At 63.8% G+C, this 15,179-nt stretch carries 13 protein-coding genes; 7 read left to right on the top strand and 6 right to left on the bottom strand.

Features of this window, described 5'->3' with window-relative positions:
• Positions 1–124: 124 nt before the first annotated feature.
• Entirely contained in the window at positions 125–1,333 is a 1,209-nt protein-coding gene (locus G8E10_RS16685; protein ID WP_110801288.1) for an MFS transporter, read from the bottom strand.
• Between the two features lie 112 nt (positions 1,334–1,445).
• Between G8E10_RS16685 and G8E10_RS16680 the strand changes: the two genes are divergently transcribed.
• Positions 1,446–2,414 carry an AraC family transcriptional regulator gene (locus G8E10_RS16680; RefSeq protein WP_110801289.1) on the top strand — a complete coding sequence of 323 codons (969 nt, stop codon included), beginning with the start codon at positions 1,446–1,448 and terminating at the stop codon, positions 2,412–2,414.
• 32 nt (positions 2,415–2,446) lie between these two features.
• Here G8E10_RS16680 and G8E10_RS16675 read toward each other — a convergent pair whose 3' ends face one another.
• A complete protein-coding gene (locus G8E10_RS16675; RefSeq protein WP_110801470.1) occupies positions 2,447–4,147 on the bottom strand; it encodes a dihydroxyacetone kinase family protein in 1,701 nt (566 codons plus the stop codon).
• Between the two features lie 290 nt (positions 4,148–4,437).
• On the opposite strand from G8E10_RS16675, the gene G8E10_RS16670 reads away from it, so the two are divergent.
• Together G8E10_RS16670 and G8E10_RS16665 are read left to right on the top strand one after the other, a co-directional pair.
• Positions 4,438–5,601, top strand: a complete 1,164-nt coding sequence (locus tag G8E10_RS16670) for a cytochrome b/b6 domain-containing protein (RefSeq protein ID WP_207901513.1) — start codon at positions 4,438–4,440, stop codon at positions 5,599–5,601.
• Positions 5,602–5,665: 64 nt separating this feature from the next.
• Positions 5,666–6,250 (top strand): YceI family protein, encoded by a 585-nt coding sequence (locus G8E10_RS16665; RefSeq protein ID WP_110734934.1) that lies wholly within the window; start codon positions 5,666–5,668, stop codon positions 6,248–6,250.
• Positions 6,251–6,322: 72 nt separating this feature from the next.
• Here G8E10_RS16665 and G8E10_RS16660 read toward each other — a convergent pair whose 3' ends face one another.
• Positions 6,323–6,778, bottom strand: a complete 456-nt coding sequence (locus G8E10_RS16660) for a BA14K family protein (RefSeq protein ID WP_110801471.1) — start codon at positions 6,776–6,778, stop codon at positions 6,323–6,325.
• A gap of 179 nt (positions 6,779–6,957) precedes the next feature.
• Here G8E10_RS16660 and G8E10_RS16655 point away from each other — a divergent pair, with 179 nt between their 5' ends.
• The gene (locus G8E10_RS16655) at positions 6,958–8,070 is read left to right on the top strand and encodes a hypothetical protein (protein WP_167129998.1); all 1,113 of its coding nucleotides are present in this window, start codon (positions 6,958–6,960) and stop codon (positions 8,068–8,070) included.
• A 42-nt stretch (positions 8,071–8,112) separates the two neighbouring features.
• Here G8E10_RS16655 and G8E10_RS16650 read toward each other — a convergent pair whose 3' ends face one another.
• Positions 8,113–9,015, bottom strand: a complete 903-nt coding sequence (locus tag G8E10_RS16650) for a DMT family transporter (protein ID WP_110801291.1) — start codon at positions 9,013–9,015, stop codon at positions 8,113–8,115.
• A gap of 122 nt (positions 9,016–9,137) precedes the next feature.
• On the opposite strand from G8E10_RS16650, the gene G8E10_RS16645 reads away from it, so the two are divergent.
• Positions 9,138–9,845 carry an ArsR/SmtB family transcription factor gene (locus tag G8E10_RS16645; RefSeq protein WP_110801292.1) on the top strand — a complete coding sequence of 236 codons (708 nt, stop codon included), beginning with the start codon at positions 9,138–9,140 and terminating at the stop codon, positions 9,843–9,845.
• On the opposite strand, the gene G8E10_RS16640 is transcribed toward G8E10_RS16645, so the two are convergent.
• Together G8E10_RS16640 and G8E10_RS16635 are read right to left on the bottom strand one after the other, a co-directional pair.
• Positions 9,832–11,949 carry an ATP-binding protein gene (locus tag G8E10_RS16640; RefSeq protein ID WP_110801293.1) on the bottom strand — a complete coding sequence of 706 codons (2,118 nt, stop codon included), beginning with the start codon at positions 11,947–11,949 and terminating at the stop codon, positions 9,832–9,834. The genes G8E10_RS16645 and G8E10_RS16640 overlap by 14 nt on opposite strands.
• Positions 11,946–12,689 (bottom strand): response regulator transcription factor, encoded by a 744-nt coding sequence (locus G8E10_RS16635; RefSeq protein ID WP_110801294.1) that lies wholly within the window; start codon positions 12,687–12,689, stop codon positions 11,946–11,948. The genes G8E10_RS16640 and G8E10_RS16635 overlap by 4 nt, the downstream gene beginning before the upstream one ends.
• Before the next feature lie 216 nt (positions 12,690–12,905).
• On the opposite strand from G8E10_RS16635, the gene G8E10_RS16630 reads away from it, so the two are divergent.
• Together G8E10_RS16630 and G8E10_RS16625 are read left to right on the top strand one after the other, a co-directional pair.
• On the top strand, positions 12,906–13,928 hold the full coding sequence (locus G8E10_RS16630; protein ID WP_422038480.1) for an ABC transporter substrate-binding protein: 1,023 nt from the start codon (positions 12,906–12,908) through the stop codon (positions 13,926–13,928).
• Positions 13,929–14,099: 171 nt separating this feature from the next.
• Positions 14,100–15,125 (top strand): ABC transporter substrate-binding protein, encoded by a 1,026-nt coding sequence (locus G8E10_RS16625; protein WP_110801296.1) that lies wholly within the window; start codon positions 14,100–14,102, stop codon positions 15,123–15,125.
• The last annotated feature ends 54 nt before the right edge of the window (positions 15,126–15,179 follow it).

Below are 15,179 nucleotides of genomic sequence, written 5' to 3'. Positions count from 1 at the left end.
TGGATGGTTTCAGAATGTATGCCACTGGACATCGTCCGGGCGAAGCGGTTTTTGCGGGTGATGGGCGTCGTGCCGACATGCGAACGGCGGCATTGCTGCCGCCGCTCGTTTCGTGACGAGCGAATTAGGCTGTCTGCAGGCGGGCCCGTCCGGCAAAGACGATGACGACCACGCCGAGGAGGGCGGAGATGCTGGTGAACCCGAAGACCGCCGCCGCGCCGTGGGTATCGACAAGCAGCCCGCCGAGCACGGCGCCGCTCGAAATCGCGATCTGGAACGTGCTGAGCATCAACGCACCGGCACTTTCGGCCTCGTCGCCGGCAGCACGCGTCACATAGCTCTGGACGCTGACCGGCAGGGCGCCGAAGGCGAAGCCCCAGAGGGCGGTGGTCACGGCGGCGATCGCCGGAGAGGCTCCGAGGAGCGCCAGAACCAGCGCCGTCGCGGCGACGCCACCGGCGGCAAGTGCGATCGAGAGCGAGGTATTCCGTTCTGAGACGAAGCCACCGAAGATATTGCCAAGAAAGCCGCCGATGCCATAGGCGAGCAGGATCGCCGAGAGGCCTTCCACGCCGAAACCGGGAACGGTCTCGAGATAATAGCGAATGAAGGTGAACCCGGCGAAGTGCCCGGCGACGACGAGAAGCACCGTCAGCAAACCGACGCGAATGGCCGGCCGGCGCAGGACGCCCAGCAGCGTCGAAAGCCCGGCCGCACCCTTCGACGGCATGACGGGAAGGCTTGCGGCCTGCATGATGAAGGCGACGATGCCGAGTGCGGCGGAGATGCCGAAGGCCGTGCGCCAGCCATAGGCCTCTCCGATCCAGGCGCCGAGGGGTGCGGCGCACACGGTGGCGAGCGAGACGCCCGTCATGATGATCGCCATGGCGCGCGGCATGAGACGACCGGGAACGAGACGCATGGCGAGCGCCAGCGACATGGCCCAGAAGCCGCCGAGACCGATGCCGAGCAGGGCGCGGGACAGAAGCAGCATCGGAAGACCGCTGGCAAAGGCCGCCATGAGGCTCGACACGATGAGAAGCGCGGTCAGCACCAGAAGCGTCGCGCGACGGTCCCACCGGCTGGTTCCGATCACGACGGCCGGGCCGGCAACCGCACCGACGATGGCCGTCATCGTGACGGATTGTCCGGCCGCGCCGATGCTGACGCCCAGATCCTGCGACATGGGCGTCAGCAGGCTCGCCGGCAGGAATTCGGCCGTCACCAGCGCGAAGACACCGAGAGACAGCGAGGCGACGCCGGCCCAGGCCGCCGTTTTAACGTCGTCGGTTCCCGGCACTTGTTGTACGTCATCATCGATAAGCGTGTTCATTAGAATGTTCTCCAATAGGATATGTCCCTATGGTTAGGCGCGACAGACTGGAGAATCTATGCTATAAAATCCATATCACATGACCATTCGTCCAAAATTGGGAGCCCGTGCCGTGAACGATCCGCTGACGGAAATGCTCAAAGGGCTGCGCCTCGACGGCGTGGATTACAGCCGCTGCCAGCCGACGGCCCCATGGGCGACGGCCTTCCCGAAACAGGATGCCGCGCAGTTCCACTTCCTCGCAGCGGGCTCCGCCTTCTTCCAGGGGCCCTCCGGCGCGTGGAGCGAGCTTCATCCCGGTGACGCCCTGCTTCTGCCGCGCGGCGATGCCCATATCATCGCCAGCGCGCCCGACGTGCCGGCCACTCCGCTCGCCGCCCTGCCCCGCAAGCCGCTCTGCGACGGAATCGTCGAGCTGGAATGCCGGGGCGCCAAAAGCGGCAACGTGCTGTTCTATGCCCTGATGCGCTTCAATGTCGATTCGCTCCATCCGCTGCTGCAACTGATGCCGGACGTGATGCGGGCCAGCGACCTCGCCGCCAGCGAGCCCTCCATCCGCCCGCTGCTCGATGCCATGCAGCGTGAGGTCGAGATGAACCGCGTCGGTGCCGGCGGCATCCTCTCGCGTCTCGCCGACGTGCTGACGGCCACGCTGATCCGCACCTGGGTGGAGCATGGCTGCGGCGATTCGACCGGCTGGCTGACTGCCTTGCGCAACCCTGAGATCGGCCGCGTGCTGGCGGCGATCCATCTCGATCCCGCCCACGACTGGAGCGTCGACGAACTCGCCCGACACATGGGCGCCTCGCGCTCGGGCTTCGCCCAGCGCTTTGCGGAGGTGGTAGGCGAAACGCCCGCCCGCTACGTCGCCCGCATGCGCATGCATCAGGCCCACCAGTGGCTCGGCGAAGGCCAACGGGTCGCAGCGGTGGCGGAGCGGCTCGGCTACGAGTCGGAGGCATCCTTCAGCCGCGCTTTCAAGCGCATCACCGGCAGCCCGCCAAGCCACGTGCGGGATGTTGCAAAACGCCAGCCGCGGGCGCCCGCAACGGATATGCTCGGAGTTCCGCAAGGGGCGTGAGCGCCGTGGGGATACGGCGCGCACGCATTCCGTCAATCGCCCAACAGCGCAACCACGGTCTCCGCGCAAAGCGCCAGCGAAACCGCACCGGCATCGCGGTGGCCGATGCTGCGTTCGGCGAGCGGGCGCGCGCGCCCAAGGCGGGGCGTGAGGGCGCGCGTCTCTTCGGCGGCCGTGTTCGCAGCGGTGGCGGCACGGGTCCAGGCCGTCTTCAACGATCGCGTTTCCGCAAACGCCGTCTCCAGCGTCTCCACGAAGGGCACGAGTGCATCGACCAGCGTCTTGTCGCCGACCTCCGCGCCTCCGAGCCGCGTGACGCCGTCGAGAGCCAGGCGCGCGCCGGCCACGATGGCGGCGTCATCCCGCATCTCGATGTCCGAAAGCGCCGTGCTCCAAGCCCGGAGCAGCACGCCCCAGATCACGCCCGAGGTGCCGCCTGCGCGATCCGCCCAGGCATCGGCTGCCGCCGCGAGAACGCTTCGAGCACCGGCACCTGCTGCAACGGCGGCATCTGCCGCCACACGGGCGGCCGTCGCGCCGCGGGTCATGCCCTGTCCGTGATCACCATCGCCCGCCTGCGCGTCGATCCGCCCAAGTTCGGCCTCCGCCTCGTGGAGCACCTCGGCGAGCTTGGTGATGATGCCGGCGATGCAGCGGCCGGTCTCGCGTGAGGCATCGGACGCCTCGGGAAAGCTCAGTGTTTCCTCTGCTTCCTCAGAGATCGGCTCTGCAAGGGCAGGTTCTTCGCGCCGGACCAGAACAGCCGTTTCGCAAGGCGCGCACCAGAGGCGTTCGAGATCCGCATCCAGCCAAAGCAGGCTGAGCGAGCAGCCGCGCATATCGAGGCTCGTCACGAACTCGCCGACCTCGGGACGCACGACCTCCAAGCCCGCTGCGGACAACCGCGCCGCGACCTGCGGCCAGAGGACGAAGAGTTCTTCGTATTTGGTGGCGCCGAGGCCGTTCAGGATCACGGCAACGCGCGTGCAATCGGCAGGGCGCTCCGCCAGCAGACGGTGCGTCAGGAGATCGGCAAGTGCCGCTGCCGGAAGGATCGCGGTTTCGCTGATCCCCGGCTCGCCATGAATGCCGAGGCCGAGCGCCATCTGGCCCTTGGGTACCGTGAACAACGGCTCTGCCGACCCCGGCAGGGTACAGCCGCCGAACGCGACGCCGAAGGAGACCGTGCGGGCATTGGCATGCTTTGCCACCGTCTCGACTGCATCCAGCGACCGGCCCTCCTCTGCGGCCGCACCGGCGATCTTGAAGACGATGAGGTCGCCTGCGATACCGCGGCGGCTCAGGTGATCGTCGGCCGGTCCGCTGGCCACGTCATCCGTGACCGGAAGCACGCGAACATCGAGACCTTCCGCCCGCAGCCGCTCGGCGGCAGCGCCGAAATTCAACACGTCGCCGGCATAGTTGCCATAGCCGAGCAGCACGCCGCCGCCCCGATCCGCCAACCGGCAGACCCGCGCAACGGCGGCCGTCGAGGGCGACGCGAAGACATCGCCTGCCACAGCGGCATCCGCGAGACCGGTTCCGACATATCCGGCAAAGGCCGGATAATGCCCCGACCCACCACCGACGACGACCGCAACCTTTCCCTCGACCCTCGGCGTGGATCTGATGACGCCACCCTTCACCGCGCGTACGAAGCGACCATAGACGGCGGCGTAGCCTTTCAGCGCGCTTGCCGCGAAGTCTTCCGGTTCGTCGTAGATCGTCGTCATGTGCATCGTCTCCTCAGCGAAGCTGCGTCACGAAATGATCGTCAACGCGTATAGCATCCGTAAATACTGCCAATCGCCGGTACACGCGATACCGATTGGGCGCATTCACACGAGTCTTTGCCTTCATTTGCGACCGCAGAGTCGAATTAGGGCGGCCGACGTCTTTGAATATAAAAAATGATCAATCTATCGTGATTGTTCGCAAATAGTGAACAGTATGTCTGCATTTGCCCGGGTTCTTTTGTAAGCGACGATATGCTTTGACAAGCCACGACATCGGAGAAGCCCGCGTGAAGCATAACAGTTCGACGGCTTACGGAAGCGTGTCCCGCTTTTTCCATTGGGCGACAGCCGTCGTCATCAGTCTCAACATCGCAATGGGCTTTATCGCGCATCGATCGTCGATGGAGGCGGTCGATGCGAAGGTTCTCTACTTCTCGATCCACAAGACCCTCGGCGTTCTCGCTTTCACGCTGGCGCTCGCCCGTATCTGTTGGACGCTTTTCCAGCCGCATCCGGATCCCGTCCACCCGCAGCGGCGCCTTGAGACTTTCGTGGCCGGCGTGGTTCACTGGATGCTCTACGGTTCGATGCTGCTGGTTCCGCTGACGGGCTGGATCGAGCATGCCGCGACCTCTGGATACGCGCCGATCCTCTGGCCGTTCGGCCAGGATCTGCCGCTGGTGCCGAAGTCGGATGAACTGGCGCAGCGCATGGCGGCGACGCATCAGCTTCTGGCCTGGACGCTCTGTCTGGCCATCGGGCTGCACGTGGCAGGCGCGTTGAAACACGCCCTGATCGATCGTGACGGCGTTCTCCAGCGGATGACGCGCGGGAAGAGCGCAGGAACGGATTCCGGACGTGCCGGCTGGAGGTCCGCCATGGCCTTCGGACTAGCCGCGGTGGCTTTCGCGGGTGTGGTGTTCGCCTCGCAGATAGGCCTTCGCGCCGCATCGGCCCCCGCAGCTTCCCTTCAGGCCGCGACATCCGAATGGCAGGTGACCGAGGGCACGCTCGGCTTCAAGGTCAAGCAGATGGGGACGCCGGTTTCCGGCTCGTTCTCGGACTGGACGGCCTCCATCGCCTTTGACAAGGCCACGGGAACGGGCGATGTCAAAGCCGTCATCAATCTTTCAAGCGTCACGCTGGGCAGCGTGAGCGATCAGGTGAAGGGTGCCGGATTTCTGGATGCGGCACAGCATCCGCAGGCGCAATTCACCGCCAAGATTCAGCCGGAGGGCAAGGACTTCCTTGCGGTTGGAACCTTAAATCTCAAGGGCATCGAGCTGCCGGTGCGGCTGCCGTTCACGATGACCATCAAGGATGGCGTCGCTGACATGGCAGGCCAGACGGTGCTGGACCGACGGGACTTCAAAGTCGGCGAAGGTTACGCCGACGAGAAGACAGTCGGCTTTCCGGTCGAGGTCGATATCTCCCTGCAGGCAAAGCGCTGAGGCACCGCCTCGTAATTCCATTTCCGCCTGCATTCCGCAGGCGGCATGAACGAAGGACAAGATCATGATCTCCAGAACCAAGTATGCTGTCTTCGCGTCGGCAATGCTTCTTGCAGGTGCTGCTCATGCAGAGCCCAAGGCCTACACGTTCGATTCCGGCCACAGCCAAGTCGTCTTTTCCTACCAGCACCTGGGCTTCTCGACCACGAGCGGAATGTTCAGCGGCATCACGGGCACGATCAACTTTGATGAAGCCAAGCCCGAGACCTCGACCGTCACGGTCGAATTCCCGATCTCGTCGCTCCAGACCGGCGATGCCGGCCGCGACAAGCACTTCCAGTCGGCCGACTTCTTCGGTGGCGAAGGCAAGGCACCGAATGTCAGCTTCAAGTCGACCTCGATCAAGGTCACCGGCGAGAAGACCGCGCTGATCACCGGCGATCTCACGCTGAACGGCGTCACCAAGCCGGTCGTCCTCGATACCGTCCTCAATCAGCAGGGCCAGCATCCGATGGAAAACAAGCCGTGGATCGGCTTCAATGCGACCGCTACGGTCAAGCGCACCGACTTCAATCTTGGAATGTTCGCCCCGGCGGTCTCCGATGACGTCGTCGTTCGCATTTCCGTCGAGGCAAGCGCAGCGAAGTAACAGAAAAATGGCGCAGACCTCTCGGGCTGCGCCATCTCTAGCCTTGGAACGCATACGGCGCCGTTTCAAACCTTAACGGCAAACACGACGCGGGCCCGAGTTGGGCTGGTACGTGTTATCCGACGCACGGTAGGAACGGTAGCGCGCTGCACAGCTGCTGCGGTTCTGCGAGGCGATCGCGCCGCCGATGATGGCGCCGGCGGCAAGACCACCGATAATCGCGCCATTGTTACGGTGACGACGGTCATAACGCCGGCCATCACGGTTGCGATCGCGCCGGTCATAGCGGCGATGGTCGCTGTAGCGGTCACGACGATCGTAGCGGCCGTTGTAACGATCGCCGTTGCGCTGGTTGTGCCGGCGAATAATCCGCCTGTCTTCCCGATACTGAACCTGCTGAACGTCTGTCGTGCCTGTGGATGTGGAGCCTGCCGATGTCGTGACAGGCCGTGCCGGGAACGCCTGCGCCGGCACAAAGCTGGTCAGTGCGGTGACGAGGGAAATCAGGATAATTGCGAGTTTTTTCATCATGCCTTTTCCATTGGTTATGGATTGGACATAGTGCGTCAGTAGCGCGCGGTAAGGCGCACGGCAGCAATCACCTGCGGAACATCATACTGCGGCGTCGGCCATAATACGTCCGGCAATGCGATATAGCCTCCGTCCGGCCGCAACGAAGCGGGATCGGTAAGGATATGAGAATTGCCATGAAGACGTTCCTGCTTGCCTCGGTTACTGCTGCCATGGCGGCGTCCATGACGTCCGCACAGCCCCAGGGTTTCGGTCCCATTGCGGACTTCATGGTCATGGATGTGTGCACGGGACCCGATGGAAAAGCGGTCTCCGGCGTCCCCGGAGACAAAGGCTGTCAGCGGCACCGGGATATCGCACCGGGAGAAACACCGCACTACACCCTTCAGAACTTCCCTGCACCCACCTCCGGCTGTGCGGCGGGGCCGGTGTCGAAAATCAACGTTCCCGTATCCCGCTTCACCGAAACGCGCATCATCAGCTCCACCCTTCGCCAGGTCCCCTGCGGCAAAGCGGCCCCTGATGACGATGACGACCTTGAGCGGAACGGCGCCTCGATCCAGTGGCATGACGACGGGTATGGGTTCATCATGGGCAGTTACAGCCCGGTTTCTCTGTCCTCTTTCGAAAGTGATCTTTGTGCGGCAAACAAGGACAGCTCCCAGCGCTTCTTTCGCGGCTGGGTCATCGGCCCGGCGGAGGTCCCCGCGCTCGGTGCTACAGGATACGGTGTATTCCAGACGAAGCTCCAGAAAGGCGCGGCCTCTGCGAATATGGGCGCATGCGCGCTCCGCTATTCCCGCGCTCTGACCACATGGACTGTCGATAAGATCACCTACACATCCGGTCGCGATCTCATCTCGGTGGTATCCAGTCATTACTCCCGCGGCGCTCCGGATGGACAGAGCCCAGGCGAGGCGATGCAGATGGAGCAGACGTTCTGGACGCGGGAATTCGGACTGTCGCGCTGGAAAAAATGGGCCCGGGAGGACTGGGTCCACCCCCGTTCCGACAAATCCGCGTTGGATCTCGCAGCACAGCTCGTCGCGGCCGGCAGATGCAGTCCGCCTGTTCATTCACCGGTCACGTTCACGCCGGCCATGCAGATCGGCGGAACGGATGACGGAGCGGAGATCTACAGCCGGATCATCAGCAATCCCGGCACAGGCGAACAGCATAAATGGGTGATGACGCTTTGCGAGGACTATACCAATATCTCGTCCCTGGCTGACGGGGCTAAGGTGCTGAACCGTGTTTCGACGCTCGCCGATGACGGCTACTGGGAATAGGCATCGCGAACATTGCGCCATCGACAAGGAATGGACGCTCTCTCATCGTCCGGACCTCCGACGGGCCGGCATTGTCATCGCGATGACGCTCGCCACCACGAAGACGAGGCCCAGCAAGGCGTTCGGGTTGGGCGTTTCGCCGAGAAACAGAACCCCGATGCCGACGCCGATCGGGACGCGCAGATAGGCCTGCGCCGTGGTGCCGACGGAGCCCAGCCTCTGCAGCAGTGTGAAATAGAGAACGAAGGCAAGCGCCGTCGAGAAAATGGACAAGGCGAGAAGTGCTGCGAGCGATGACATGGCAGGCGCAAGCGTCCAGGGCTGATCGACGAGAAGACTGACGGGCAGCAGGATCACGCCGCCCCAGATGAGGGAGCCCGCCGCCGGCATCATCGGGTCGAGATCCCGGAAGGTCCGGCCAAAAGTCACGGCTCCGCCATAGGCGACAGCCGCGAGGATGATGGCGAGCTGCGCGATGACGCCGGTGCCAAATCCCGCAAGAACGGACGGGCCGACCACGAGGCAGATGCCGAGAAGCCCGAAAGCGACGCCGAACAGCTTCGGGGTCGTGACCGCTTCATGACGCGTTATGAGGGCATTGATCAGGAAAGCAAAGACGGGCGTCAACGAATTCAGGATGACGGCCAGTCCTGCATCGACATGCTGCTCTCCCCACGCAATCAGCGTGAAGGGCAGAACGGAGTTCAGGACGGCCTGGATGACGAAACGGCGCGTATTGCGGCGATCCCTCGGCAGCTTCAGCCCGCGCAGACGAAGAACGATCAGAAGCAGGCTGCCGGCAATGATCGTCCTTGCGGCGATCAGCGTGATGGGCGGGATCGTGGCGACACCAATCTTGATGAAGGTATAGGACGCGCCCCAGAGGGTGGCGAGCGCCAGGAGCATCAAAAGGCTTATGGCAAGGCGGGGCTGTTGTTCGGGCATGTCCGGTCCAGGTCGTTGATGTCGATAGGGCAGAGCCTTACAGGTTTCCGGCCGCCGACGCTTCGGTCATCGCCGAAGCATTCGCGCCTGACACGCGGGCGGCAAACCGATAGTCTGCGGCCATGATCGACCTTCCCACCGGCAACATGATCGCCCAGGCGGCCCATCTCATGGGCGACCCCGCACGCGCCAATATGCTGGCCGCCCTGATCGGCGGCGAAGCGTTGACGGCAGGGGAACTGGCATCTCATGCTGGCATCACGCCGCAGACGGCGAGCGGGCACCTCGCAAAGCTTCTCGATGGACGGCTCGTTACGGCCGAGCGGCAGGGACGCCATCGCTATTTCCGGCTCGCCTCGCCCTCCGTCGCACAAGCGCTGGAAGGCCTGATGGCGCTCTCGCAGATGCCGCTGGCCGCGCCGGTGAAGCGCCACGGCCCACGCGACGAAGCGATGCGCTGGGCACGGACGTGCTACGACCATATGGCCGGCCGCCTCGCTGTCGAGATCACCGCCACGCTGGAGCAGCGGGGGCTCCTTCACCGGTCGGAGGGCGTCGGTGTTCTCTCGGACGAAGGACATCGCTTCTTCTGCGATTTCGGAATCGACCTCGCAACGACCCACCGCCCGAAGCGTCCGGTCTGCCGCATGTGCCTCGACTGGAGCGAGCGCCGGCCGCATATGGCGGGACGGCTCGGCACGGCACTGCTGACGCGAACGATCGAGCTCGGATGGGTGATGCGGACGCCGAACAGCAGGACGCTGAAGATCACCCCCGCCGGTCATCGCGGCTTTGCAGACATGATCGGTCGGGCGCTCACGCCGTCGTAGAGCCTGAAAGGCTTTCAAACCGCCGATCGGGGAAGGTGAGCGTTACCCGGGTGCCCTCGCCCAGCCGCGACTCGATGGTCGCATCTCCGCCGGACTGGCGAACGAAGCCGTAGACGGTTGCAAGACCGAGGCCGGCACTGCCGTTTTTCATGCGCGTCGTGAAATAGGGCTCGAAAGCCTTGTCGATCGCCTCCGATGTCATTCCGACGCCCGCGTCGGAAACGGAAACCACGACGGATGTACCGTCATGGGTGGCCGAGATGGCGATCTCTCCGCCCTTCGGCATGGCTGCGGCCGCGTTCAGGCAGAGGTTGAGCACGGATTGCTCGAAGAGCGAGGGGTCGAGATAGACCGGCGGCAGATCCCCGGCCGTCGACAGCGTGACCCGGCAGGTCTCGCCGACGGCGATTTCGAGAACGTCGATCATGCCGGTCAGCACGGATCCGAGATCAATCGACACGGGAAAGATCTGCTGCTGGCTTGCGACCGACAGCATGCTGGAGGACAGCGCGCGGCCCCGGTCGGCCGCCTTGCGGATGCGGTTCAGATGCCGCCTCTGGCGATCGGTCACGCCGTCCTCGCGCTCCAGAAGGCCGAGACTGCCGGTGACGATGCCGATCATATTGCCGACCTCATGGGCGAGCTGGTGCGTCATGCGCATAATGCCGTCGAGCCTCAGGGACTTGGCGGCCTCGGCTTCCTGCCGGTCGGCCTCGGTCACGTCGCGCGCAAGGAGAACGAAACCGCCATCCATCTGGCGCGAAAGCGACACCTCCACCACCTGCCCGTCTTCCTGGCGCAGGCGGAAGACGAAGGGTTTGCCCGGCCGCTCCGTGTCGTCGAGCGCATCCTGCAAACCCATGGCATCGATATCGGGCAGACCATCAAGGAAACGCTGCAAAGGCAGCTTTCGCGAGGCACCGCCGCGCCCGACAAGCTCGATCACCCGACGGTTCATGGCGATAGGCTTGCCGGCGGCGTCGAACAGGGCGATGCCCTCGTTCATGCTGCGAAAGATCGCGCGGATCGTCTTGGCCGCCGTCTCCGCCTTTCGGCGCATCCGGCTAACGCGATCGACGCTCTCGCGGAAGGCGCTGAAAGCCTGCACCAGCCGGATCAGTTCCGTCTCGTCGCCGCGATAACGCGGCACGGCGATCTGCTTCTGCCCGCCGGCGAGCGCGTTCATGCCGGCCGAGAGATCAACGATTCCGCGGGAGACCCGCATGACGGACCGGATGGCGAGCGCTGCGATGAGCAGCATCAGGAGCGCTGTGACGAAGACGATACTGAGCAGCCTTTGCAGCATCTGCGAGATCGCCTGCACATCGTCGCCGAGCTTCCCCACCACGCTATCGTTCTGCGACTCGACGGCGAGCGACAGTTCGCGCGAAACCGTGTGGAGGCGCGTGATCGCGGCGCGAATGGAAAACATCTCCCGCAAATACCGCGTCTGTGCCGCAAAGATGCGGCGATGGGCATCGAGCGCGGCCTGATCCATGCGCACAGGCGCGGCCTCGGCAATCGACAGCTCCCGGACATAGCGCCTCTGGAGTTCGCCTAGCTGAAACAGGCTGTCGGATGTCGAGGCGGATTGCGCGATGGCGTTGAGGCCTGGCTGCAGGTTGCGAACCGTCGTCATGTCCCGCGTCGCGATCTGGCTGAGCGCCATCGCGGCATCCGATTTGTGCGCCTGCGCCGCCTCGGCATTTTGCAACATGGTAATCGTCTGCTGCTGGATCGTGCCCAGCAGCGCCAGTACCCTTCCATCGGTGGGCGCTGCCGTCCGCTCCGGCCGGGGCTGCATCATGATCATCAGCGCCTCGACCTGGGTCAGCACGGCACGGCTCTCGCTGGAAATGCGATAGGGCGAGGTCGCGTTCATCAGGAAGGGCGCGCTGGAAACGAGGTCGGATACCTGTTTGGAAACGATGGCGGATTTGCCGAGGCTGACGAAGGCCTGCGTGCCATAGGTGGCCATCTCGTTTCGCGCCTTCAGGAGACCGACGATGGCGACCGTGGAAATGCCAAGCACCAGCGCGCCGATGAGCAGGATGGCAGCGGGAAGACGGAATGCAATCGAGGAAAAGAAGGCGCGACGAGTCATTGCTCCGTCTCGCGGCGCAGAACTTCCAGCACGTAGCCGCGGCCCCGGCGCGTCTTGATGTATCGCGGCAGTTCCGGGTTCTGCTCGATCTTGCGGCGCAGCCTCAGAACCAGTACGTCGACATTGCGATCCACGTAGCGGTCCGTGCCACTGCCCAGCCGCTCGAGAATCTGGGATCGGGTGACCGGAAGGTTGGGCGTTTCGGCAAGCAGTTCCAGAAGTGCGAACTCGGCACCCGTCAGCGTCTTGCCCGGCTGCCCATCGCAGACGGCCAGCCTGCGCTTCAGGTCGACCGTCCAATCTCCGAGCTTGAGCGCCGATGCAGCGGGCGCGAGGTCGGCCGCCAGCTCCGGCATGCGCTCGGGCTTCGACATCAGGACCGAGCGGCGCAGCACTGCCTTCATACGGGCGGCAAGCTCGATCGGCTCGAACGGTTTGACGATATAGTCGTCAGCGGCTGTCTCCAGGCCCAGCACGCGCTCGGCCGAGCTGCCGGCCGCCGTCACCATGATGATGCCCACATCCATGCTGCTGCGAATGCGCTGCGCGAATGTTCGCCCCGACGCACCGGGGAGATTGTGATCCAGCAGGATGAGATGCACGATCTCGCGCGACAGGAAGGCCGTCGCCTCCTCGGCCGAACCCGCCACGAACGGCGTCCAGCCCTCCGCCTCCACGAGATCGAACAACATCTCCGCCATATCCGGATCGTCCTCCACGATCAGAATCTTCACCTGCATATCGAAATTCCTCCTGCAGCAGCATAGGCTTCGGGACGGAATGTTCAAATGCTTGCCGATGACGCGATCTGTTACAAATGTAACATTTGAAAGGTTCGCAACCGTCGGAAATATCGGCTGTAACAACGGTAACCACTCCGTCCTTGAAGCGTTCGCTGTATCTGCCATTCTGGCTGCGGAGGTCGGGACATCATTGTTCCCGAGTGGAGGCTTTTGGTGAGGACGTTCATCTGTCTGGCAGCGGCGGCGTGTCTGTCGTTCGGCGTGACCGCACGTGCAGAGCCCATAGCGCGGCTCAACGTGCTGTGCGGTGTGGACGAGGCCTGGTGCGCGGCCATGAAATACGCGGTGATGACACGGTTGCGGATCGACGCGACCGTCACGCGCAAGAGCACCGGCGAGATCCTCGATCAGGTGCGCAATGAGAAGGCCGATCCGCAAACGGATGTCTGGTGGGGCGGCACGGGCGATGCGCAGTTGCAGGCGGCCGACGAAGGCTTGCTGCAATCCTACCAGCCGCAAACGACCACCGCGATGCTGCCTTGGGCCGACAATTTCTTCGATCTCTCGGGCGGGCATTCCGCAGGCATCTATGCCGGAGCGCTCGGCTTTGCCTACAATACCGACCTTTTGAAGCAGAAGGGCCTTAAAGCCCCGGCCTGCTGGAAGGACCTGCTCGATGGAACCTATGCCGGCGCCATCGAGCTTGCCGATCCGAATTCGTCGGGGACGGCCTATACCGCGCTGGCGACGCTGGTTCAGCTCTTCGGGGAAGATGAGGCGTTCAAATATCTCGGCCGGCTCGGCGCCAATATCCGTGCCTATCCGCAGTCGGGTTCGGCCCCGGTCAAGGATGCCGCCCATGGCGAGACGCTGATCGGTATTTCCTTCATCCACGACGCGGTGACGCTGCGGCAGGCGGGCTACCCACTCGAAATCGTCGCGCCCTGCGAAGGCACGGGCTACGAGATCGGCGCCGTCAGCATCGTCAAAGGTGCGAAAAACCTGGAGGCGGCCCGCGCCTTCGTCGATTTTGCGCTGAGTGCCGAGGGACAGGCGACAGGGGCTGCCGCCGGGCAGAACCAGGTGCCGTCCAATGCCGGCGCGTCCCTGCCGCCCGGTGCACCTGACATTTCGATGATCCGGATGGTCGATTACGACTTCGCGACCTTCGGCTCGGCGGACGAGCGCCGCCGGCTTCTGAAACGTTTCGACAGCGAGATCCGCGGGATCCCCTGACCAAATACGAGGGAGAGGAAGCTGCCCTCTCCGGCAAGACCGTCGCCTGCGCGTTTCCGCCGGCGCCGAGGCATCACACACAGGACGGAACACGTCAGCCCGATTGCAGATGCAAATGGGCAAGGCGTCCCCGTGTCGTCCGAAAATACGTTCAACCAAGGAGGAAAGACCATGAAAACCACCACAGCCGCCATTCTATGGATGGCAGGGACCGCGCTGACCGCCACGTCGGCGCAGGCGGCCGGTACGCTCAACCTGATCTGCTCGGCAGACGTTGTCATCTGCGAGCAGATGAAGGGCGACTTCGAGAAGGACCACGACATCAAGGTCAATATGGTGCGCCTGTCGTCGGGCGAAACTTACGCCAAGATCCGCGCGGAGGCGCGCAATCCGAAGACGGATATCTGGTGGGCCGGCACCGGCGATCCCCATATGCAGGCGGCGTCCGACGGACTGACGCAGGAATACAAGTCGCCGCTGCTCGACCAGCTGCAGGATTGGGCGCAGAAGCAGGCCGAAGGCTCCGGCTTCAAGACCGTCGGCGTCTATGCCGGCGCGCTCGGCTGGGGCTACAACACCGAGATCTTCAAGGCGAAGGGCTTTACCGAGCCGAAATGCTGGGCCGATCTTCTCAATCCCGCCTTCAAGGGCGAGATCCAGATCGCCAATCCGAACTCGTCGGGCACCGCCTATACCGCGCTCGCCTCGCTGGTCCAGATCATGGGCGAGGACCAGGCCTACGACTACCTGAAGAAGCTCAACGCCAACATCTCGCAATATACCAAGTCCGGCTCCGCTCCGGTGAAGGCGGCGGCCCGTGGCGAAACGGCCATCGGCATCGTCTTCATGCATGACGCGGTAGCCCAGACGGCGGAAGGCTTCCCGGTTAAGTCGGTCGCACCTTGCGAAGGCACCGGCTACGAGATCGGCTCCATGTCGATCGTCAAGGGCGCGAAGAACCTCGACAATGCGAAGATCTGGTACGACTGGGCACTCTCGCCCGCCGTCCAGTCGCGCATGAAGGACGCCAAGTCCTTCCAGCTGCCGTCCAACAAGTCGGCCGAGATCCCCAAGGAGGCGCCGCGCTTCGAGGACATCAAGCTGATCGACTACGACTTCAAGACCTATGGCGACCCGGCCAAGCGCAAGGAACTGCTGGAGCGCTGGGACCGCGAGATTAGCGCCAACGCGAACTGATACGCGCCTCGTGCCGGCTGGCGGAGGTGTTGGCCGGCGCAAGGCTTTGAAACA

The organism is Ferranicluibacter rubi, from assembly GCF_011603255.1.
GTDB lineage: Bacteria > Pseudomonadota > Alphaproteobacteria > Rhizobiales > Rhizobiaceae > Ferranicluibacter > Ferranicluibacter rubi.
Note: the sequence above shows the minus strand (reverse complement) of the source record. Positions and strands in the feature narration are given on the sequence as shown.